Genomic DNA, 23,127 nt, shown 5'->3' on the forward strand with positions numbered 1-23,127 from the left:
TCTTAAAAGAGTGTTTAACTGCTCAATTTCACTGCAAATGTTACTCATGAGTTAACTGAACGCCCTCATCGCAGCGCGATACTGCTAAGTAAAACCCGCAAGTAGTTACCTTTTTATGCTGTAGGCAGGTTATAATGCGTGGCTATTACCACTTGTGATGAACTGTTTGATGTTGAATTGTTTTGCTGCTGCACCCAAAGGCTTTGAATATACACTCGCCACTGAGTTGACTGAGTTAGGTGCGGTTGATGTAAAAGAGAGTGTCGCCGGCGTATTTTTTAATGCGTCGCAGGAAACCTTATACCGCGTGCTGTTGTGGAGCCGTTTAGCGAGTCGTATTACCGTGGTGTTATACCAAGGTGCGTGTGATAACGCTGACCAACTTTATAACGCGGCCTACGCAATTGACTGGCCAGCAGAATTTGATAACCGCGCGACCTTCAGCATTGACTTTCATGGCATGGGCGGTTTTATCAATAACACCCAATTCGGTGCACTTAAGATAAAAGATGCTGTGGTGGATCGTTTCCGCAATGCTGGGCTTAATCGTCCTAACGTGGAACGTACCAATGCTGACATCCGTATTGATGCTCACTATCGTCATGGTCAATTGACCATTTCATTAAACCTGTCAGGCGCGCCGTTACATCAACGTGGCTATCGTCATGGCACAGGTGAAGCGCCATTAAAGGAAAACCTCGCCGCAAATATGCTGGTGAGAGCACAGTGGGATAAAACCAGTACGGTATTTGATCCATTCTGCGGTAGTGGCACGATTTTGATTGAAGCAGCCTTGATGGCTTGTGATGTTGCGCCGGGTTTGCTGCGTCCACGTTATGGTTTCGAACAATGGCGCCGCCATGATCAAGCGAGCTGGACTGAACTGTTAAACGACGCGAAAGCGCGTGCCTTTGTTGGCAAAAAACACTGTCAAGTAAAGTTCTTCGGTAGCGATATTGATTCGCGCATGGTGGCATTGGCAAAACGTAATGCCGCTAACGCAGGTGTTGATCATCTTATTCAATTCAATGCTGCTAACGTGCTTTCAGCCGCCGTACCTGCTGAGTCTGGTTTGCTGATTTCCAACCCGCCATACGGTGAGCGTTTGGGCAATGTGTCTACGTTGTTGCAGCTATATTTCCAATGGGGCGAACTGCTCAAGCAACAGTTTGGTGGCTGGCGCGTGGCTTTGTTGTGCAGCGAGATTGAATTGTTATCGGCACTCAAGTTGAAAGCTGATCGTCAATTGAAGATGTTCAATGGTCCATTAGAGTGTGCTTTTAATCTCTACACCTTGCATGCTAAAAGTACCCGTCGTCAGCAAGACGCATTGACCGAAGGGCAAGAGCTCAGCGAGTTTGCCGCATCCTTTGTTAACCGTATTAAAAAGAATCTTAAGCAGTTAGAAAAATGGGCTGCAAAAGAGGGTATTGATAGCTATCGTCTCTATGATGCTGATATTCCAGAATATAATGTCGCAATTGATCGCTATTTGGATTTTCTTGTTATTCAAGAGTATGCCGCGCCCGCAACCATCCCTGAACAGGTTACGCGTCGTCGACTGAGCGATGTGTTGCTGTCTCTGCCGAGTGCGACTGGCGTTGATCCGGAGCGGATTATTCTTAAAACGCGTGAAAAGCAGAAAGGCCGCAACCAGTATCAAAAGTTAGATAGTGAGAAGTTAGAGCTGACCACTGTCGAATATGGTGCCAAGTTTAAGCTCAATTTGAGTGATTATTTGGATACAGGGTTATTTCTTGATCACCGTTTAATCCGCAAATTTGTCGGTGAAAAATCCAAAGATCGCGACGTATTAAACCTGTTTGCCTATACCGGCACGGCGTCAGTTCATGCTGCACTTGGCGGGGCTAAGTCAGTCACCACGGTTGATATGTCCAACACCTATCTGAACTGGGCAAAAGATAACTTTATGCTGAATGGATTGATGGGCAGACAATACCATTTTGAACAGGGCGATTGTTTGCAGTGGATTCAGGACTGCAGCTTGCGATTCGACCTGATTTTTATCGATCCGCCGACATTCAGTAACTCTAAACGCATGGAAGATTCCTTTGATGTGCAACGTGACCATGGGGCAATGCTGACAGCGCTTGCTGGCTTACTCAATCCCGGTGGCGAAATCGTGTTTTCCAACAACAAGCGTAAATTTAAAATTGATGAGCAGGCGTTGACTGCCGCAGGATTGTCGATTCAAAATCTCGATGATCGCATGTTGCCGCTCGATTTTAAGCGTAACCCTCATATTCATAACACTTGGTTATTGTCATCGAACAATAAATAAGTCAGCGCGTAGCCGAGTGTCGAGAGCAACAAAAGGAAGATAGTGTGAGTTTGGTTCGTATCAACAATGGCTCGTTGGCATACGGATATATTCCGTTACTTAGCCATGCCGATTTCACTATTGAAGCCGGTGAACGGGTGTGTATTGTGGGGCGTAATGGCGCCGGTAAATCCAGTTTATTGAAAATTCTCGCGGGTGAAGTCTTGCTCGACGACGGTGAATTTAACATCGCCAGCGATGTGAAAGTCAGCCGTTTGCAGCAAGATCCGCCTAAAGCCGAGAGTGGCACTGTCTACGCGTATATTTCGGCAGGGCTTGCTGAAGTCGGTGATTTGTTGGAGCAGTATCATCAGCTGTCGGCAGCACTGATGACGGTTAGCGATGCTGAACAGCAACAGACGTTGGCGCAAATGGCCAAACTGCAAGAGCGTATTGACGTGCTCAATGGCTGGCAGTTTGACACCCGCATTCAACAAAACTGTAAGCTTTTGGGGCTTGATCCAGAAACTAAATTGAGTGAACTCTCTGGTGGCTGGCAGCGCAAAGTGGCATTGGCAAGAGCCTTAGTCAGCGAGCCTGATTTACTGCTGCTTGATGAACCGACCAACCACTTAGATATCGACACCATTGAATGGCTTGAGCAGTTTCTCAGTAACTTCAAAGGTGCGATTGCGTTTATCAGTCACGACCGTGGCTTTATCCAACGAGTGGCGACCCGAATCGTCGATTTAGATCGTGGTATCGCAACCTCTTGGCCAGGCGACTATCAAAAGTACCTTGACGGTAAGCAGGAATGGTTGCGGGTCGAAGAAGAACAAAACGCGCAGTTTGATAAACGCTTGGCTGAAGAAGAAGCGTGGATTCGTCAAGGCATCAAGGCACGTCGTACCCGTAACGAAGGCCGTGTTCGCGCGTTGAAATCATTACGCATGGAACGTCGTGACCGTATTGACCGTCAAGGCAAAGCGCAGATGTCTGTCTCAGATGCTGAACGCAGTGGTAAGTTGGTGTTCGAAGTTAAAGAGCTCAACTACAACTTGCCCGAAATGAATCTGGTGAAAGATTTTAGCGTCAATGTGATGCGCGGTGACCGCATTGCGCTGATTGGCCCAAATGGCTGTGGTAAATCAACCTTAATTAAGTTGTTGATTGGCCAACTTGAAGCACAATCGGGCTCAGTGCGCACTGGTACTAAGCTGGAAATCGCCTATTTCGACCAGTATCGCGAAGCGCTAGATCTTGAAAAAACTGTTGAAGAAAACGTGGGCGAGGGTAAAAGCACCGTCACGATTAACGGTAAAGACCGCCACATACTAAGCTATCTGCAAGATTTTCTGTTTTCGCCTGCGCGTGCGCGCACACCGGTGAAAGCGCTTAGCGGTGGCGAGAAAAACCGCCTGTTGCTTGCGCGTCTACTTTTACGCCCAGCAAACTTAATTATTCTCGACGAACCGACTAACGATCTTGATATTGAAACCTTGGAGTTGTTAGAGTCTCTGCTCTCCGATTTTCAAGGAACCTTGATCCTCGTCAGTCACGACCGTGCCTTTATCGATAATACGGTGACCAGTTCTTGGTGGTTTGCTGGCAATGGTCGGTGGAGCGAGTTTGTCGGTGGCTATCAAGACGCCGTCGACCAAGGCGCAAGATTCTATCGTGATCCTGTGGAACCTGTTGAGACAAATCAGGTCGAAAAGAAAACTTCGGTGAGCAAGCCGGTAGAAGCCGCAACTAAACCGAAGAAGCTGTCGTATAAATTACAGCGAGAATTAGAAGCGTTGCCTGAGCAGATGGAGCAACTCGAAGCCGAAATTGAAGCGTTGCAACAAGAGATGAATGCGCCCGATTTTTACAGTGGCGACCAGCAGCGCGTGGCAGAGAAACTGCAGCATTTGGCAGATAAGGAACAGCAGCTTGAAGCGTGCTTTGAGCGTTGGGAAGAACTTGAGTCAATGAAATAACTCAGTAATAACAATGGGAAACAATTGAATGAAGTTGAATAGTGCACTGTCGTTGGTTGCATTGAGCGTGGTCGGAGTATTGCAGATCGCGCCAGCACATGCCGCTTCTGTTTATGAGATCGTCAATATTGAAGATGCTGACATTAACGGCACCCTAACAGGATCTCAAAACGGATATGGCCAAAGCATCAACGCCAACGGTGTTGCGGTTGGGATCGCGAAAGGCCGTTCTGATTTGACCAACGCAGATATCGAAACGCAAAACGACTATATCGACAATAACAACGGTGTAGAGCCAGACCGCACCATTGTGCACACGGTTACCAGTGGTATTGTCGGTAACAACTTCACTTTTCATGCTTTGGAAAATGATGCCACAACCCCTTGGTTACCGATTTTTGAATCCGTCAATGGCACCACAGATCCAACCACTACAGATAATTCAGTTGATAGTTATTTTTACGACATCAATGATGCCGGCATTCGTGTGGGGGCGATGACAGCACCAGAGCAAACTACCGCTTATACGGGCAGTTCAACTGGCATTGAAAACTGGCATTTCCGTGAATACGAAATGCGTGGGTTTGTGAAAGATGGTGCCAATGCAAGTGAATTAGCCATGACGCCGGCGTTTACTACTTATACCGATGCAGATGGTGTTGCAGTTAATTTGGGCGGTTGGTCTGTTGCCGCAAAAATTAACAACAGTAACCAGATTGCGGGTTATGCTAGTGTGGCGTTAAGCGATGCTAGTGAGACGCGTGTAGATAACTGTATCAGCAACGCAAATGATGAGCCGATTGATGTCTGTATTCAGCGCTATCAATTTCCGAATACCTCAGGTATTCAGTACATTGCTTACCAAACGCGTGCTTTCGTGTGGGATTATGCAAATGGCGCAATTAGCGCAACAGAATTGCCACTTGGTTTAGAACCTGGTACCTCAACCCGAATTTTCCAGGCCCAAGGTTTAGGGATTAACGAAAATGGTGTGGTTGCAGGTCGCTCTCATGTTTACCGCAATGGCAATACAGACGACCTTTACTATGATGCAGCTTATTGGCAAAAAGACGCAGAAGGTAACTATCAATATCATTGGATTCCGGTCATTGATAATGATGATGTGCGCAGTTCAAAAGCGGTTGACGTGAATGACGCAGGCATTGTTGTTGGGAGTTTCGTTTCCTATATCAACGGTTACAGTCGCGAAAAATTCTTCGTATACGACATCAATTCGCCAGATACGCTGCCAGTTGTGCCTAATGATTTGTATAGCTACACCTCTGAGTTGACTAGCTATCCGAAAGATATCAACAACCAAGGCCAAGTGGTGGGTTCAATCGAAACAACTCACGAACAGGATTTTGCCGGTCCTCGTGATGGTTTCTTGTACAACGTGAATACGCAAGAGTTCAGCGATATCAACGATCTGCTAACTTGTCAGTCAAAAGGTTATGAGCAAGCAAGCGATGGTAGTTGGGCAAAACATGTGTTTACCGTAAACGACAGTACTGGGGCAAATTTGACCTATGATGCTGACGTACGTGTGGTAGAAGCCAATAAAATTACCGAAGATGGCACGATTGTGGCGACGGCTTTTGTTAGACGTCCAGTGTATGAAACGGATTCGCTTGGTGCTTTGGTCTTGGATGAAGACGGTAACCCAGTCTTCCAACTTGATGGCAGCGGCGCGCCTGTGACGGGCTATGTACCGCGGATGGTGGTGTTGAAACCAACCAACAGTGGTAGCGCATGTGACATTGAAGAAAACACTGACCAAGAAGGGACTGCAGCTCAGGGTAACTATGAGCGTAGTGGTGCAGCTTTCGGAGCCTGGCTGTTGATGTTGCCGTTGGTTTGGCTACGTCGTCGCAAATCTTAAGCGAATAACCGCAACACTAAAAAATCGGCAAAATATGCCGATTTTTTTTTGTCCGAGTCTCAGGTAGTTATCTGCTTTGAGTGTTTTTTGTGCAAATTTAATGTTGATTCTCGACCAGAAACGTTCTAATTCTGTAAGCGAGGTTTAGCTTCTTTGCTGGCCATAACAGACATTGTTTAGGCTCGAGCTGATTAGTTGAGTATTGATTAACGCGTGCTAGGACGATAAACCACAACGGTTACTGATTGCTGTGTTGACGTATTGGCAATCAGCTAAGCGGCTTGATAGATACTATCGCTAACGCACGTACACTCACAATTTCTGTGGCGCATTAACAGCTAAACATCGTTGTCACATTGAAACAGAGGAAACTTGCATGAAGAGACAAAAAAGAGATCGGATGGATCGCGCTTTCTCCAAGGGATTCCAAGCTGGTGTAGGTGGACGATCAAAAGAAAATTGCCCGTATTCTGGCCTAGACTCACGGTCGCAATGGCTCGGCGGTTGGCGGGAAGGGGTTGACGGGCGTCTCAATGGCTTGTTTAACAAATAATCTTGTTCAACATATAACAAAGTTGCCCTCATAAAGAGGGCATTTTTACATCAACAATCGACGTTTCGACGTTTCGACGTTTCGACGTTTCGACGTTTCGACGTTTCGACGTATAGTCGCGCGAAAATTAGAAGGTTGAAGTATCGCTAAATACGCCAACTTTCAGATCGGTCGCGGCGTAGATTTCTCTTCCATCCACTTCAACCGTTGCGTCAGCAATACCCATGATCAGCTTACGATTGATAGTGCGTTTGATGTTTAAGCGATAGGTCACTTTCTTGGCGGTTGGCAATACTTGGCCGGTGAATTTCACTTCGCCAACACCTAATGCACGACCTTTACCTTCTGCACCTTGCCAAGCAAGGAAGAAGCCGACTAATTGCCACATTGCATCGAGACCAAGGCAGCCTGGCATCACTGGGTCATCCACGAAGTGACAACCGAAGAACCAGAGTTCTGGATTGATATCCAGTTCCGCAATTAATTCACCTTTACCATAAGCACCACCGGTTTCGTTGATTTCAACGACGCGGTCAACCATGAGCATATTATCGATTGGCAGTCTTGGTGCATTTTTACCGAACACTTCACCGTGTCCGCAGGCAATCAGTTCTTGTTTGCTGAAACTGTTAGCTTTTGTCATTTTTATAACCACACATTATGAAATTGTGCCAAGATTAGCGAACAGGTGTACGCCAAACAAGTCCGATCAGCTTATAAATGCCCTTAAAACTTGAACTTGCTCAGGATACGACTGAACAGTGAATAATCTTCGTCGTCCCCATTGCCAGCAAGTCGATCTAAGCGACGTTGTACCAATCCATATAGGCTGTCTTCTGGAAAGTTGTCATCTTCATCCGGTTTGCCGGTTGCTTTGTTCATGAGTAACTCGATGGCATCATCCACGTGTGATATTTCATAAAGATGAAACTTACCTGCTTTTACGGCCTCAATGATGCGGTTGGGTAAATTGAGCTGCTGCACGTTGGAGCGGGGGATGATAACGCCTTGCGTTCCCGTCAGTCCGCGGCGTTCGCAAAGATTGTAGAAGCCTTCAATTTTTTCGTTAACGCCACCAATTGCTTGGACATTACCAAATTGGTCGAGTGCGCCCGTCACCGCAATACCCTGATAAATAGGTTGTTCACTGATGGCGGATATCAAACAGCAATATTCGGCCAGCGAGGCGCTGTCTCCATCGATTTCTTGATACGACTGTTCAAACACGATATTGGCGCTGAGATGTAGAGGCGCGTCTCGGCCAAATATTTGATACAGGCAGGAAGAAAGAATCATCATGCCTTTCGCATGAATATTACCGCCGAGCTCAGACTTCCGCTCGATATCGGCAACCTCACCATCCCCATAGTGAACAGATGCCGTAATACGTGCTGGTTCGCCATAGACATAATCACCCGAATCAATCACGGTTAAGCCACAGATTTGGCCAACCCTCTCGCCATCAGTGGGCAGATGAATAAAAGCATCATCAACATTTTGTGCCGACAGTTGTTCTTGAGCGTTGTGGCGAAATTGGCGCTGCTGTTTTGCCTGCAGAATATGGCTATCGGTAATCTCGCTGTCAGCTGCAATCGCGTGCGCTTCGTAAAACAATTGGATGAAATGCTGAGACGCTAAACTCAGCCTTTGTTGGTGCTCCGTCAACAGGCAAGCGTGATTAAGAAGGGGAGCGATAGCACTCGCTGCGAGTGTGCATCCTGCGACTTGAGCTAACTGCTGTAGCCAAGCACTGTAGTCAGTTAATTGAATGCTGTTGCTATCGAGTTCGTCCGCTACATCGCCAAACATTGAAAATACGTTTTGGAAGGCGCGGTCCAGTTGCAGTAGTTCGCTATAGTAGCCCGCATGGCCAATCAACACGATTCGCGCATTAACTGATTGCCATTGCTTACCACAGTTATAGCCTTGCCGTTGCATTGCTTCCAGCAACATCTCCCATAAGCGCGGTTTGTGTAGAATGGCCTCAGCATCGATAAACAACAGTTTGTGTTGCGCCAAATCACCAGCGTTGTCTGCACTACCAAAGAGCTGAGCGCGCGTCAGACGGCCAAACAGATATTCAAATTCTGAGCTGGCAATGTGCGCTAGTGCTGCCATCAGCCCCGGGCGATAAATGCCATCAAAATCGGCAATGTAAAGGCCTTGCTGAGAAAGACGGAGAAAGGTACAAAATGCGGCTTTGAGGCGGTCCTGCCCGAGCAGCTGTTGCTCGGGGTTGGCAGTCGTGGCAAGCGGTACCGCGGCAAATTGTGGAGCGAGTTGTGTAATAGCGATTGGATTTGGCTTCATGCTTGTATTAACTATGAACTTAGTAAGGCAATTTTATCACATTCAGGCGTAAGGCTTAGTAATTATTACGCTGGCTTTTCTTTGAAAAATTAATCAGTTTGGCAGATTAAGTTGCCGAATTGCGCAGCTTTTGAGCGGTAGAACGTAATTTTGAAAATAATGGTTTACAAGCTGACAGTCTGCTTATAGTATTTGCGCCGTTCGGAGGGGTGGCAGAGTGGTTTAATGCACCGGTCTTGAAAACCGGCGTGGGCTTATCCCCACCCAGGGTTCAAATCCCTGCTCCTCCGCCATATTTTGAGAACCCGCTACTTAGTAATAAGTAGCGGGTTTTTCTTTTGGTGGTTCTAAAAAAATTGGCGGACGCAGTTTTTAGGCTGAGTCGTCAAATTATTGGGCAAATTTGCTCACTAAGTCTAAGCTATCCTTTTGTCTATAAGGCATTATCTATAACGGTGTTTTCCGGATAATACGCTTTTATAATCGGGCAATTTCAGATAAATTACCTTTCTAATAACGGTGAGAAGTAGGCTTCTTGCCCAAAGCGATCAAGGTGGGTTGAAGTTGATTTCTGTATATTTGGTCGATGATCATGAGTTGGTCAGAACCGGTATTCGAAGGATCCTCGAAGACGAAAAAGGCATAAAAGTCGTTGGTGAAGCGGGCGACGGTGAAACCGCCGTGCAGTGGAGCCGCCAGAGTGAAGCGGATGTCATTCTGATGGACATGAATATGCCGGGCATTGGTGGCTTAGAAGCAACCCGTAAAATTTTGCGTTATCAGCCTCATGCCAAAATTATTGTGCTGACCATACACACTGAAGATCCACTGCCGACAAAAGTGATGCAGGCGGGAGCCTCTGGCTTTTTAACCAAAAGTGCCAAGCCGCCCGAGATGATTCATGCCATTCGTCAAGTGGCTTCTGGGCAGCGCTATTTAGCCCCCGAAATTGCCCACGCGATGGCGCTAAGCTCATTTAACCATAATGATGAAAATCCGTTTAAGAGCTTATCTGAGCGAGAATTGCAGATTTCGATGATGATCACCAATGGTCAAAAGGTGAATGAGATTTCGGAGCAGTTAAGCCTAAGTCCAAAAACGGTCAACAGTTACCGTTATCGCTTGTTTGCTAAGCTGGGGATCAGCGGTGATGTAGAACTTACCCGTTTAGCCATCCGTTACAAATTACTCGATACCGGGCATTTTTAGTTTGTGTTGATGCCTGTTGTGATTGCTGCGACAGGTGTTTTATCTCCAGCGAGTTACCGCGATACCACTATTCAGTTACTAGAGAGTCGTTATGTCCTCTGGGTTTAATGCCAAACAATTTTTACGTAATGTGACGTCGGCGCCTGGCGTTTATCGCATGTATGATGCCGATGCCAATGTGATTTACGTTGGTAAAGCCAAAGACCTCAAAAAACGATTATCTTCGTATTTTCGCGCCAATCTCCCCAATGTGAAAACTCAGGCATTGGTGTCTCATATTGCCAATATCGATGTCACTGTGACTCACAGTGAAACTGAAGCCTTGATATTGGAAAACGACTATATCAAGCGTTATATGCCGAAATATAACGTGCTGCTGCGTGATGATAAGTCGTATCCGTACATTTTACTGAGCCAGCATCGGCACCCACGCTTGGCCTATCATCGCGGCCCTAAACGCGAGAAAGGGCATTACTTTGGTCCTTACCCTAACGGTGGCGCGGTGCGGGAAAGTTTGCATCTGATGCAGAAGCTGTTTCCTATTCGCCAATGTGAAGACCTCTACTACAAGGCTCGCTCACGGCCCTGCTTGCAGTATCAACTGCAACGCTGCAGTGCGCCTTGTGTGGGTAAAATTTCCGATGAAGATTATCAACAGCAGGTACGACTCGCAGAGCTGTTTTTACGCGGTAAAGATCAGCAAGTGATTGCCAGTTTGGTTGAACAGATGGAAAAAGCCTCACACGGCTTACAGTTTGAGCAAGCGGCACAATATCGCGATCAGATCATGGCATTGCGGCGGGTTGCTGAGCAGCAGCAAGTCAGTTCGGCACATGGCGAGATGGATGTGATTGGCGTGCATTACGCGTCAGGTATTGCATGCTTTCATCTGTTGTTTATTCGTGAAGGTAAAATCATCGGCAGTCGCAGTTACTATCCGCAAGTACCTGATGCAACTGAATTAGCAGAAGTACTGCGGTCGTTTATGTTGCAGTTTTATCTCAATAGTGAAGTGCATGGCAGCGTGCCGAAAGAGATTTTACTGAGTGATGAATATGACGATTTAGATGAGTTAACGGCGTTATTGCTGGATGCCACCGGTAAAAAAGTGTCTATTCGCACTAACGTGCGTGGTGATCGCGCGGGCTATCTGAAGTTGGCAAAAACCAACGCAACCAATGCGGTACTCACTAAGCTCAATCATAAAAATACCGTCGAAGCACGATTTTTGTTGCTTGAAGAAGCACTTGAATTTAACGCGACCATTGCGCGGATGGAATGCTTTGACATCAGCCACACCATGGGCGAGAGCACGGTTGCTTCATGCGTGGTGTTCAATCGTGATGGGCCACAGAAGTCTGAATATCGTCGCTATAACATCAGCGGTATTACGCCCGGTGATGATTATGCGGCAATGAAGCAAGCATTAGAGCGGCGTTTTGATAAAGTGACCAGTAGCGGCAAGATCCCCGATATCGTGTTTATTGATGGTGGATTGGGTCAATTACGCATGGCACAAGCGGTCGTCGACTGTAAGTTCGTCGGCATCGACAAAGTGCCTATGTTAGTCGGTGTGGCTAAAGGCGAAAGCCGCAAGCCTGGGTTGGAAACGCTCATCTTTGGCGATAGTGAGCAAAGTTTTTCGCTACCAGACGATTCACCTGCGTTGCATTTAATTCAGCATATACGCGATGAATCTCACCGCTTTGCGATTACTGGACACCGTAATCGTCGGCAAAAGACTCGCAATACCTCGTCGTTGGAATCTATTCCCGGCGTCGGGCCTAAACGGCGTAAAGCGTTACTGCAATTTTTAGGTGGATTACAGGAAGTGAAAAACGCCAGTGTGAATGAATTAGCCAAAGTGCCGGGAATTAGCGCGGAAATGGCACAAACCATTCATGACGCATTGCGAGCCCATTAAATTTAAGGCAAGATTAATCCGCGAATAATCAGTTGGTTCTATCATGCCGTTTAATCTTCCTATGGCCTTAACCTGGTTTAGGCTATTTCTGTTACCGATCTTTATTGTAGTTTTCTACTTGCCTTACCCTTGGGCGTATTTTGCTTCGGCGTTTGTGTTTTGGCTGGCAGCAATTACCGATGCACTTGATGGCTATATGGCGCGCAAGTTAGGCCAATCAACCCGGTTCGGTGCGTTTCTAGACCCTGTAGCAGATAAGTTGATGGTCACTACGGCATTAGTGCTGTTGGTGGAGCAATACGATAGCCCTTGGTTAACGCTGCCGGCTTTGTTTATGGTCGGCCGTGAAATTGTCATTTCCGCGCTACGTGAGTGGATGGCAGAAATCGGTAAACGCGGCATTGTGGCGGTAAGTTGGATTGGTAAATACAAAACCGCGGCACAAATGTTGGCCATTATTGGTTTGCTGTGGCAAGTCGATACTTGGATGATCAATTTATCTTATGCGCTGCTTTATGTCGCGGCATGGCTCACTTTCTGGTCAATGATCAGTTACATAAAAGCGGCTTGGCAGGATTTGATTGCAGGTTAAACAGCAATAGATCATTTAGTGTGCGAACAGTCACTTATCCTGCTTTGTTGAATTGACAGGATAGTGGAAACCCGTAAAATGCGCCGCGTGAACTACGGTTCCTTCCTTCTTTTTGATGCGACATTAGCTCAGTTGGTAGAGCGATACCTTGCCAAGGTATAGGTCATCGGTTCGAACCCGATATGTCGCTCCAAATTATTAGGCGCGATGGCAGAATGGCTATGCTGCGGATTGCAAATCCGTCGATCTCGGTTCGACTCCGGGTCGCGCCTCCATTTTTTAATTTCCCTCTAGTTTCTACCGCCATTATCTCTCTGTTCTATAATCAGGTTATCCGTCGATAGTTACTGCATTGGATTCCTAAAAGGAATAGGGAAGTTAGCTCTGTGCGGATTCAATCTTTCACCGTGTTGCTGTTGGGCTGTTATGCGCTGCTGGCAGCGATTGGATATAGTGCGCCACTGGCCAACCGTGACGTCATGCTAAGTCAATTACGCATGATTTCATTACTGCCGGAATATCAAAATCTAGCCCGCTATATGGCGCCATTGGCCTCCAGTACCGATTCTGAGCAGGCTGTTGCACAAGCTCAGCAGGCTTTAGCTGCGTTTTGGCAGCAGCAGGGGTTAAATTCAGCGGTTGAGTTTGCTACTGGTGAGCCGCAACTCGCCCAATTTAACGCCCATGTTTCACGCTTACTTGCTCTCGAACATCATGCCGCATGGCCTCAAATTCAACCTGGCGGTTGGCTTCGCCCAGGCGATAGTCATAGCACAGTTCACTTGATTACTGAGCGTTTACGGTTACTGGGCGATCTCAGCCAAGAACTAAATAACGGCGATAGCTACACCGCTGAACTTGCCGAGGCAGTGCAGGCATTTCAACGGCGTCATGGTCTAAAAGTAGATGGGGTTATTGGGCCCCAAACGCTACATTTCTTGAATCTTACTCCGCGCCAACGTGCCACCTTGTTGGCACAAGCCTATGTGCAGCGCACACTGTTTACCGCGCAGCAACCGCACCAGTTTGTGTTGGTGAACGTACCGGCATTTGAGTTGACCTTGGTAGATGGCGAGCAAACGGTATTGCGCTCAAAAGTGGTGGTGGGCTTACCTTATCGACAAACACCGATGCTTACCAGTGAGATTTCCAGTGTAGTGCTCAATCCTCATTGGAATGTACCGCGCAGCATAGTGCGTCGAAAATTGCTCGGTAAGATCCGAGCTGACGATCAATATCTCACCAATCAAGCCTTTGATGTATATAACTATCAAGGGCAAAAAATTGATTCTGCTGAAGTGAATCAAATGGCTCAGGCCGGTGGTCGTTTTCCGTACCGCTTGGTACAAAAGCCGGGCCCAGATAACTCGTTAGGCCGCTATAAGTTTCATTTTTCGAACAGTTACGATGTTTACTTGCATGATACGCCAGAAAAACCATTATTTGCGCGCGAACAACGCGCCTTGTCGTCAGGTTGCGTTCGTGTTGAGAAGGCTGAAGCGCTGGCACAATGGCTTGCAGAGCATTTAATGGTAGATCGTCCTTTATGGCAACAGATGCAGAATAATTATACAGAGACAAAATGGTTTAAATTACAACATCGACTGCCAGTGTTTATAGTTTATTGGCCTGCATGGGTTGATAATCAAGGCATTGCGCAGTTTCGTCCAGATATTTACCAAAAATTATCAGCCCATTCCATTAGCCCTGTCACATCCCCATAACATCTGGTTTTAGGTCGTTGGCATAATTTTGGTGGCTAATGACCATTTTTAAATATTCTTGCTTGACCTTGTCGACAATGATGGTTACTTTCTGAACGGTTGCTATCTGTTGTAGAGGTCGTTTAGTAGTGTCTTTGTCTTGTCCAACTCGTCGTCAATTGCTCAAAGGCTTAGGTGGTGCGGCATTTATGTCGTTAGTACCTGCTGAAGCTTTTGCAAGTCGCTCAACCCAAGGAAGTCGTTCGCTGAGCTTTTATAATATTCATACAGGGGAACATGAGCAGGGCGTTTATTGGGAGAAGGGCGTCTATTTAGGGGAAACCTTAGACTCGTTTAACAGTGTGATGCGCGATCATCGACAAAATATCGCCGCGCCGATGGATAAGCGAGTATTCGATATTATTTATCAGTTACAGCAAAAGCTGGGCACATCTGACGAAGTGCATATCATCTCTGGCTATCGGTCACCGAAATCCAATGCACTTTTGGCGGCTAGCAGTAATGGCGTCGCGAAGAAAAGTTTTCATATGAAGGGGATGGCGGTCGACCTGTGTATTCCCGGAATTGCACTGAAAGATGTTCGCAAGGCAGCGTTGGAATTGAAGTTAGGTGGGGTTGGTTACTATCCCAAGTCTGGGTTTGTGCACGTCGATTGCGGCCCAGTACGTCGTTGGTAGTCAGTCAGTTTTAGGTTGTTGCTCTGTCCTGTCTGTGTTAGTATTCGCGCGCATTTTGCACTGGTTGTTGTTGGTCGAAAACGACAACCCCTATTTACTTATTTGAGAGTATTATTATGTCTTATACAATTCCTGCCGCTATCCGCACTGAGATCGGGAAAGGTTCGAGCCGCCGCCTGCGTCGTGAGGGTAAAGTTCCAGGCGTTATCTATGGTACTGGTAAAGAGCCTGTATCAATCGTGTTCGATCACAAAGATATCATCAACGTTCAAACTAACGATGATTTCTACACTAGCGTTCTGACTATCGTTGTGGACGGTAAAGAAGTGCCTGTACGTGCGCAAGCTATGCAACGCCACGTATTCAAGCCAATCATTGAGCACGTTGACTTTGTATACGCTTAATTAATAAGTGTTTAAAATGAAAAAGCGCCTCAGGGCGCTTTTTTTACGTCTGTAGCGGAGGTTCAAGTCGCGTGCAGGCCGACGCAAGTCATATACGCCTCAGTGCTAGTTGTCGATATCAAAGGTGTAATAGATATCCAGTGATTGGCCTAATGTGCTTGATACTGACTCTAAGTACAACTGCGACAACAGATAATAGCGCACGGTGACTTCATAACCCGGTGTAAACACGCCCACACCATATTTCAGCATCAAATCTTTACCGATATAGCCACTGATGGCGAGCTTGCCTTCGTTGTCTGTATCGAGCTGAACGTTGTTAAACCCAAACATCTCGACCAATCCAGCAGCACTGTTGGTAATGTTGCCCATCGTGGACTCGCCGCCACTAAACTGGCTACCGAGTGAAATCGCCGCACCAATCATCATACTGCTGTTATCAGCGGTACTGTCGTAGGCTTTACCTTGCAATATGTAAGAGAGAATTTCGGCCTGCTCGCGTGCGGGGTTTGAGAACAGCGTGACCTCAGGTTTTAGCGCGCTGCCGGTAATGCGAACGCCTGCCACCATATTTTGATCTTTGATTTCACGGATTGCTTCGATATTGAGTGTTGGTACTTGCGGTGGACCGATAAATTGCAATTCGCCCCGCGAAATTGTGAGCGTTTGACTCATGAATTTATAAGTACCGTCTTTTAGGGTGATATTGCCATAAATCTGTGCTGGCTTATTGGCATGTTGCTGTAGGTTAACCGTGCCATCTAACATGGCTTTGAGGCCATAGCCGTCGATCTTCAGCTTGTCTCCAAGATTTACCCCGATATCAGCGGTAACTGGCGTTGTAGCTTGCTGTGCCACTTGGATGGCTTGGGTATCGTCAAATACCACATCTTTAGACAGGCTTACTCCGCCTGAAGGTAGCTGAGTAATGGTAATGTTGCCACTGGGAATATTGACGTTGCCGCTAATGTGAATGGTATCACCGAGGCTGATATTCAAATCGGGGGAAACATCCACAATGGCTAACGGTGGTTGGATAACGGTGAGCTTACTGCCGCGTACCTTGATATCCCCCATAGTCTTGCCCTGTGGCCAACGAATATCACCGCTGACCGTTGCGCTACCTTTACCCATACGCCAGTTACCGTTAAGTAACAGTTGTTGACCGTTAAAGTCGGCCGATAAGGCGAGCTCATCAATTTTGGTTGGGTTATTGCTCAACACCAATGCCCCATCAGCAAGGCGTGCTTGGCCATGTGCTAATGGATCCGACAGTGTGCCACTCAGTTCGATGTTGGAGCTAAGTAAGCCTTCCAAGGTTTGAAATTGTGGAATGATCTGCTCAAAAAACTTGAGATTTAAGCGCTGCAAATTGACTGAACCCGTGAGTTGATGTTCGGGTGCGGTACTGACATTTACAGCGGCGTCAATTTTGAGCAAATCTCCGGCATCCAAGGCGATGTTGGTGGTCAGCAGATCTTGATTAAGCACGGCGAGGATCTGCCCAGCATGATATTCAACCGTTTCACTATTTTTTGTTTGTGGAGTAAATGTAACGCTGCCTTCATGCAAGGTAATCGCCACATTCGCAGTAGGTTTTGCCTTCGGTGGTAGGTTTATTTGCGCCGCCATCTCGGCGCTGCCTTGCCAATCAATCCCTTCAGGCAGGAATTTCGCCAAAGCAGTGCTTGGCTTACCTTGGTAATCGATATTCAATTGCGGATTCGCAAGTTCAACCGAATTGCGCAGGCAGATTTGATTGTCTGTGGACGTGAAACAGAACGGGCTAATCGAGCCTGCTCCAGTTTTTTGTTGCCAATCCGCTTTTAACGGGGTAGTTAATGACCAAACGCCTGCGACGCCATCAACATTGAGCTCAGTTAGATTTAATAGCAGCCGCTGCTGCTGTTGCTGATACTGATTGTCACCTTTTAGGAACAGGCTGTTTTCACCATCCAATTTAAATTCAAAGGCTTGTGCGGTAATGTCACCGTCGAACGAGGCATTAATTCTACCCAGTAATTGACGCTGAGCACTGATATCTCCGCTATTAATTTGTAACTGAAATTGATGTTGCTGCAGCGGTCGGTAATGCCCATTTAGCTGTAGTGACTCTATTTTGTAGCTGTTCCAGCCGAGGGTATCCATTTGCCCAGCAAGATCGAGCTGCGGGTTGTTAGCTGCACCTGATACCGACACAGTAGCGCTGACATTGCCGTAGCCGTTAGGCAGCCATTGAGCCACGTCAGGTATCTTAAGTTCGCCTTGCAGATCCCACTCGTCGCCTGCGTTGCCTTTGATAAAAGCGCGACTGTTGAGCGCTGTCAGTGTCAGCCCAGTAGAATGCAATTTCTGGCTGTCATCAACACTGAGATCGCCGGCAAGCGCAAAGGGCAGTTGATCGGCAATCCCGTTAAGTGAGACATCATCAATCCGCACTTGCCAATGGCCATCGCGATATTCGCCACTGGTGTGTATTGGCCCACTAATCTTGCTATCAGGAAGGCGAAATTCAGTTCGATTCTTAGCAGTGTTGCTGACGTTAACATCGGCACTTGGCTGCATCGCCAGCCGTATTGCGCCCAAATCGATCGCGTCAGTTTGTGCTTGCAGTTGCCAACGCAGACCTTTGGCGTAATTCAATAGGCCATTGAGGGTGATGCTACCCGCTGATGTGTGCAGTGCGAAGTTTTCTAAATCCAGCTGTTCACCACGATGGCTGAATTGGCCATCAAGTTGTGAGGCGCTCAAAAATGGCGTAAGCACCTGACCATTTAGGCTGACTTGCTGTTGGGTTAGGTTACCTTGACTTTCAAGCGTTAGCGATTGCGCGTGATATTGCGGCTGTTCAAACGGCCACTGCAGTTGCCCCTCTCTTAACGCGATATGGTAGGGCAATTGCGGATTGGTTAACTCGATACTTCCTTTAATCGCAGCTTGTTGCTGGCCATAGAAATTGGCCGTGATCGCTAAATCACGAAAGTCGCCACTGAGCTTAAGTTGAACGTCTTGCGCGAGCTTATCGTCAATACCGGGCAATTGTTGCAAGGCCAGTTGCGCTTGCAGCTCAAGCGGATAATCCTCAAGCAAATCTGCTTGACCTTTAATTGATGCCGCGCCGAGCTGATTTAGCACGGTGAATTGTGCTAAATCGACATGACTTTTAGCAACAGAACCGAGCAGCACCAGTAGCGGAAACGTTTCTTGATGGCCGCTTAAATCCAGCGTCGTTTGTTCTAAACGCGCCATCTTTACGTCAATAGGAAACGGCAAGACTACGCGAGGCAACTCGGCCAGCGGCCAACTGTTGTTGGCGGTTGTATTGGGTTCATCGGCGCTATTGGGGGCCAGCAGCAAATTATTGCCCACCAGCCGTTGCACCGTTAGGCCTTGTTTGTTCCATTGGGCACTGAGATTGATAGCAGCGGCCTGATAACGCATCTGATTGACGCTCACATCAATCGCATTTAGCTGAGCACTGCCAAGTTTTATCGAGAGCGGTAGCGTGAACTCAGCATAGGTTGGATTTTCCGTTGATGTGCTGGGGACGTCATTCTCATCTGCTACAGCGGTTTCGTCTTTCGTGGCAGTTGTAACCACAGCAACCAGGATTCCATCGGCGCCAAGACCATCAACACAGATTTCGCCTTTGATTAAACACCAAGGCCGCCAACTCAGTTGCAGCTGTGACACGTTCACAACGACGGTGTCGTTTTGCCAATGCACTTGTTCAAGGCTTAAATCACTATTTAACGCGCCGTGACGGTATTGCACCGCTAAGCCGGGCACGAATTTATCGGCTAGGAATACCGTTAGATGGCTACCAAAGGGCGTCGCGACCAACAATGCCACAATGACCAACAGCAGCAACGGCAGGTAAATCAGACTGCGAATGCTATGTTTCACCCAAGTTAGCCAGCGACTACCTTGACTCGCGTTCACCTCAGCACATTGCGGCTCATTGGTGGGAGAGGACTGCTCTGTCATAGTTCAGTCCCCATAGTTAAGTGAATCCGCCAAGTACTGTAGTCCACTTGTGGATCGCGTACGCCAAAGCCAATATCCAACTTAATTGGGCCTAGCGGTGAAATCCAATGGACGCCGCCACCGACAGATACCACGGGATCAAGTTGCCCTGCATCAAAGGCGTTACCACCATCAACAAACGCCGCAACACGCCAGGTGGGTGTCACATAATATTGGTATTCGATACTGCCCACCGCTAAGTAACGCCCACCGACTACTTGGCGGACTTGTTCGCCGTCGCTATTGGTGTATTCAATATAAGGACCGAGTTCTTGGTAACTGAAACCACGAATACTCTGATCACCACCCGCGAAATAGCGTAGTGAAGGGGGGATTTCCGCGAGTTCACCACTTCCGGTCAGGTTCACCCCTAAATCTAAGCGTGACACAAGGCGGTGTTTTTCAAAGAAGGTATCAATCCACTTTAGTTGTGCTTTAATGCGCGTGAGCCGCGTGTCAGACCCCAGCAGCGGGTCGGTGTATTCCACACTATAGAGTTGGCGATAGCCGGATTTAGGATCGAGCGAGTTATCACTGCGAACCGTTTTACTGATACTGCTGCCGAGCATCACAAACATCGGATCATAGGCGATCTCTGATTGGTTATAACGCTCTTGTAGGCCATTAAGGTAGTAGGAAAACAGCCAGCCACTGATCCGTTTATTGCGGGCAACACCAATGATTTTCTTCCGGGATTCGAGTTGCCCGGAGTTACGATATTCGCCCGATTCTGGATCGAACGTTTGGCTTACCCCGTAGCTGTCCCACAATAAACCCGCCTTAAATTGCAGTTGATCGTTTAACGGGTGAGATAACGGAATCGTGTAAGTAAACAGCGCCTTGGGGCGATCTGGCGACCACTCTAAACTTGTTTCTTGACTATGGCCGTAACGGTTTACTTGCGGTGTTTTCCACACTAAGGTGACCCGCGGCTCCAGTTCATTTTGACTACCATTACCAATATCAGCCCCTAAGCCCACTTGAAATGAATGGGCGGGCTTTGGAGTTAATTCCGCTTTTACGGGCACTTTGCCATCTGCCAATTTATCCAGTTGCGGCAGAACCTTAATGGAGGCGAAATAGCCAGTATCGAGCAGTTGCTGATTAAGTGCAGCAATGCGGCGAGTATTGTATTTAGCATGGGGACGAAACGGGATTAATTTGTCCAATAACTCAGGTTCGAGGGTTGAGCCTGTAAACGAGATATCTCCAAACCGATAACGTTCACCAGAATCAAACACTAAGTTAATTTGCGCAGTATTGAGGTCGCGATTGATGCGGATTTCGGCGCGCTGATAGTGACCATCAAAATAGCCTCGGGCAAATGCAATGGCAGACAACTGCGATTTCATCTGTTCATAGTCGCCATGGTTAAGATTATCACCCGGCTTTAGCGCCACGGAATTGAGCCAACGTTCAAAGATGGGATCGTGCAGCATTTCCCCTTCAATGCGGACGTTGACCCACTGTAGTTTGGTCACTTCACCCGCCGTCACTTCAAGGCTTAGTTGCCAAGGTTCTTTGGCATCGCGCGTCAGTGTTTGATTCAGCTTGCCATGATAATAGCCAAGCGATTCGAGCGCTTGATTGACACTGTCACTGACATTAAACAGATAAGCATCACGTTGCGCTTCGGTGACAGGGTCTTCACCTAAGTAAGCTTGGATATTACGTTTTAGCGCGCCGTCAACACCGGTAATTTTGACTTTTAATAGTTTGTCCTCAGCAACGGCTGAGGCAGAAAACAAACTTAAATAGCAAAGACTGAAAACGGAAAGCGCGGTTAGGAGATATTTAGCAGACAAATGTAATAACCGTGGTTTACGAGGGCTTCCTTACTCAACATTGTGAACCCTAGCGCCTCAAACAGGCAAGTCGCAGATTGTAATTGGCGCCGAAAATCGCTACAAAGAAGGCGTTTGTTAACAAGGAAGCAATAAAATGAAAACCAAAATAAAAAAAGTAGTACTTGCCGTTGCGCTATTGTCCCCTGGGTTCGCCACTTTTGCCGCTGATGAACCGTTCGCAATCGTCATTCATGGTGGCGCCGGTACGATTTCCAAAGCAAATCTCACTGACGAGCAGATAAAAGAATACAAAGCTAAGTTAACTGAAGCCGTCGATGCGGGTTATGACGTGCTTGAAGATGGCGGCAGCAGCTTAGATGCAATCCAAAAAGCGATTAATATTTTGGAAAGCAGCCCCTTGTTCAATGCGGGTAAGGGCGCTGTGTATACCTGGGATGGTAAACATGAGTTAGATGCCTCCATTATGGATGGTGCAACCATGAATGCTGGTGCCGTTGCGGGCGTTACCCATATCGAACATCCCGTCGATTTGGCACGTGCGGTAATGGAAAAATCCGAGCATGTCATGTTATCGGGTGCAGGCGCGGAAGAGTTCGCGCTCACCCAAGGTTTTCAATTGATTCCCGCAAATACCTTTGATACTGACCATCGCTATCAGCAGTTATTGCAGGCAAAAGCCAAGATTACCGCGTTAGAAAAAAATAACTACCAAGCCAAACTTGACCCGTTGGACTTGGACTACAAATTTGGCACTGTGGGCGCTGTCGCGCTGGATAAATCCGGCAACCTTGCTGCTGCCACATCTACGGGCGGTATGACGGCTAAGCGCTTTGGCCGGATTGGTGATTCCCCGGTGATTGGCGCGGGCACTTATGCAGAAAATGGTGTTTGTGCCGTGTCTGCCACTGGCCACGGAGAGTTTTTTATTCGTTATCAGGTCACCGGTGATATCTGTGCCCGCGTGAAGTATCAACAAAAATCGATTATCGAAGCCGCTGATGAGGTAATTAATGGCCGATTGAGCAAAGTGGGTGGCACTGGTGGCGTAATCGCGATTGATGGCCGAGGCAATATTGCTACCTTGTTCAACACCGAAGGCATGTATCGCGCCAGTCGTAAGAGTGGCGAAAAGCCGGTAGTGATGATTTGGCGTGAAGAATAAGCCTGTTTTCACGCTCGTTTACCTCATTAGGATTCGGTGATGTTTCCCTGCGTTATCGGCAATTGCCTACTACACTGAAAGGTGGGGTAATTGCTTCCTTTGGGGGATACATGGAATCACTAAGAGTACAAGACTATATGGATCGCTTTCCGGTAAAGCTATCTGCTGATATGACCATTGCACAAGCGGTTGAATTGTTATTGAAAGAACGTAAACCGGGCGCGCCAGTTGTTGCCCCTAACGGCCATTTAGTGGGCTTTTTGTCTCAACAGGACTGCATGGGAGCTATGCTCAAGAGCAGTTATTACTGCGATTTGGCTGACATGGTTAAGGATCGAATGCGCACCGACGTGCTCACCGTCTCACCTGATCACAGCATGTTATTGTTGGCTGAGCAGATGTTGGGGCAAAAACCAAAAATCTATCCTGTTGTTGATCATGGCCAAGTGGTGGGTGTGATTGACCGTTCAAACGTATTGGCAGCAATAAACAGCTATATGAAACAATGTTATATGGCACCTGCATAGTCAACATTCGGCAAGCTAATTGCAGCTCCTTAGTATTCAAAACGGCGTATCCTTGGTAGGATCGCC

16 protein-coding genes and 3 tRNA genes are annotated in these 23,127 nt (G+C 47.4%); 15 read left to right on the forward strand and 4 right to left on the reverse strand.

The window, feature by feature from the left end; translation table 11 throughout:
* The first annotated feature begins 169 nt into the window (after nucleotides 1-169).
* From rlmKL to rmf, 4 genes are all read left to right on the forward strand, one after another.
* On the forward strand, nucleotides 170-2,302 hold the full coding sequence (gene rlmKL, locus JYB87_RS08225) for a bifunctional 23S rRNA (guanine(2069)-N(7))-methyltransferase RlmK/23S rRNA (guanine(2445)-N(2))-methyltransferase RlmL (RefSeq protein WP_207356363.1): 2,133 nt from the start codon (nucleotides 170-172) through the stop codon (nucleotides 2,300-2,302).
* A 44-nt stretch (nucleotides 2,303-2,346) separates the two neighbouring features.
* A complete protein-coding gene (locus JYB87_RS08230) occupies nucleotides 2,347-4,263 on the forward strand; it encodes an ABC transporter ATP-binding protein (protein ID WP_207356364.1) in 1,917 nt (638 codons plus the stop codon).
* A 28-nt stretch (nucleotides 4,264-4,291) separates the two neighbouring features.
* A complete protein-coding gene (locus JYB87_RS08235) occupies nucleotides 4,292-6,145 on the forward strand; it encodes a DUF3466 family protein (RefSeq protein WP_207356365.1) in 1,854 nt (617 codons plus the stop codon).
* A gap of 376 nt (nucleotides 6,146-6,521) precedes the next feature.
* Complete coding sequence (rmf, locus tag JYB87_RS08240) at nucleotides 6,522-6,698, forward strand: ribosome modulation factor (RefSeq protein WP_207356366.1); 177 nt, start codon at nucleotides 6,522-6,524, stop codon at nucleotides 6,696-6,698.
* A 127-nt stretch (nucleotides 6,699-6,825) separates the two neighbouring features.
* Here rmf and fabA read toward each other — a convergent pair whose 3' ends face one another.
* Nucleotides 6,826-7,341, reverse strand: a complete 516-nt coding sequence (gene fabA / locus JYB87_RS08245; protein WP_207356367.1) for a bifunctional 3-hydroxydecanoyl-ACP dehydratase/trans-2-decenoyl-ACP isomerase — start codon at nucleotides 7,339-7,341, stop codon at nucleotides 6,826-6,828.
* Between the two features lie 83 nt (nucleotides 7,342-7,424).
* Nucleotides 7,425-9,008: a Lon-insertion domain-containing protein gene (locus JYB87_RS08250; RefSeq protein WP_207356368.1), complete on the reverse strand. Its 1,584-nt coding sequence runs from the start codon at nucleotides 9,006-9,008 to the stop codon at nucleotides 7,425-7,427.
* Nucleotides 9,009-9,211: 203 nt separating this feature from the next.
* Here JYB87_RS08250 and JYB87_RS08255 point away from each other — a divergent pair.
* The 9 genes from JYB87_RS08255 (at nucleotide 9,212) to rplY (ending at nucleotide 15,538) form a co-directional block, all read left to right on the forward strand.
* Nucleotides 9,212-9,301: transfer RNA gene (locus tag JYB87_RS08255), tRNA-Ser, on the forward strand.
* Nucleotides 9,302-9,572: 271 nt separating this feature from the next.
* Entirely contained in the window at nucleotides 9,573-10,217 is a 645-nt protein-coding gene (uvrY, locus tag JYB87_RS08260; protein ID WP_207356369.1) for a UvrY/SirA/GacA family response regulator transcription factor, read from the forward strand.
* Nucleotides 10,218-10,308: 91 nt separating this feature from the next.
* Nucleotides 10,309-12,141 carry an excinuclease ABC subunit UvrC gene (uvrC, locus tag JYB87_RS08265; RefSeq protein ID WP_207356370.1) on the forward strand — a complete coding sequence of 611 codons (1,833 nt, stop codon included), beginning with the start codon at nucleotides 10,309-10,311 and terminating at the stop codon, nucleotides 12,139-12,141.
* A gap of 43 nt (nucleotides 12,142-12,184) precedes the next feature.
* Nucleotides 12,185-12,733, forward strand: a complete 549-nt coding sequence (pgsA, locus tag JYB87_RS08270; protein ID WP_207356371.1) for a CDP-diacylglycerol--glycerol-3-phosphate 3-phosphatidyltransferase — start codon at nucleotides 12,185-12,187, stop codon at nucleotides 12,731-12,733.
* A gap of 117 nt (nucleotides 12,734-12,850) precedes the next feature.
* Nucleotides 12,851-12,926, forward strand: a tRNA-Gly gene (locus tag JYB87_RS08275).
* Between the two features lie 8 nt (nucleotides 12,927-12,934).
* Nucleotides 12,935-13,008 (forward strand) — tRNA-Cys (locus JYB87_RS08280).
* A gap of 111 nt (nucleotides 13,009-13,119) precedes the next feature.
* Nucleotides 13,120-14,457, forward strand: coding sequence for a L,D-transpeptidase family protein (locus JYB87_RS08285; RefSeq protein ID WP_207356372.1), 1,338 nt, complete (start codon nucleotides 13,120-13,122; stop codon nucleotides 14,455-14,457).
* Nucleotides 14,458-14,585: 128 nt separating this feature from the next.
* Nucleotides 14,586-15,134, forward strand: a complete 549-nt coding sequence (locus JYB87_RS08290) for a DUF882 domain-containing protein (protein WP_207356373.1) — start codon at nucleotides 14,586-14,588, stop codon at nucleotides 15,132-15,134.
* A gap of 116 nt (nucleotides 15,135-15,250) precedes the next feature.
* Nucleotides 15,251-15,538, forward strand: coding sequence for a 50S ribosomal protein L25 (rplY, locus tag JYB87_RS08295; RefSeq protein WP_207356374.1), 288 nt, complete (start codon nucleotides 15,251-15,253; stop codon nucleotides 15,536-15,538).
* Nucleotides 15,539-15,643: 105 nt separating this feature from the next.
* Here the strand turns inward: rplY and tamB are convergent, their stop codons facing one another.
* A complete protein-coding gene (gene tamB, locus JYB87_RS08300; RefSeq protein ID WP_207356375.1) occupies nucleotides 15,644-19,525 on the reverse strand; it encodes an autotransporter assembly complex protein TamB in 3,882 nt (1,293 codons plus the stop codon).
* Entirely contained in the window at nucleotides 19,522-21,312 is a 1,791-nt protein-coding gene (locus JYB87_RS08305) for an autotransporter assembly complex protein TamA (RefSeq protein WP_228729974.1), read from the reverse strand. The genes tamB and JYB87_RS08305 overlap by 4 nt, the downstream gene beginning before the upstream one ends.
* Nucleotides 21,313-21,505: 193 nt before the next feature.
* On the opposite strand from JYB87_RS08305, the gene JYB87_RS08310 reads away from it, so the two are divergent.
* Nucleotides 21,506-22,534, forward strand: a complete 1,029-nt coding sequence (locus JYB87_RS08310) for an isoaspartyl peptidase/L-asparaginase family protein (protein ID WP_207356377.1) — start codon at nucleotides 21,506-21,508, stop codon at nucleotides 22,532-22,534.
* Nucleotides 22,535-22,644: 110 nt separating this feature from the next.
* Nucleotides 22,645-23,061, forward strand: coding sequence for a CBS domain-containing protein (locus JYB87_RS08315; RefSeq protein ID WP_207356378.1), 417 nt, complete (start codon nucleotides 22,645-22,647; stop codon nucleotides 23,059-23,061).
* Nucleotides 23,062-23,127 lie beyond the last annotated feature (66 nt).

This window comes from Shewanella avicenniae (assembly GCF_017354945.1).
GTDB classification, from domain to species: domain Bacteria; phylum Pseudomonadota; class Gammaproteobacteria; order Enterobacterales; family Shewanellaceae; genus Shewanella; species Shewanella avicenniae.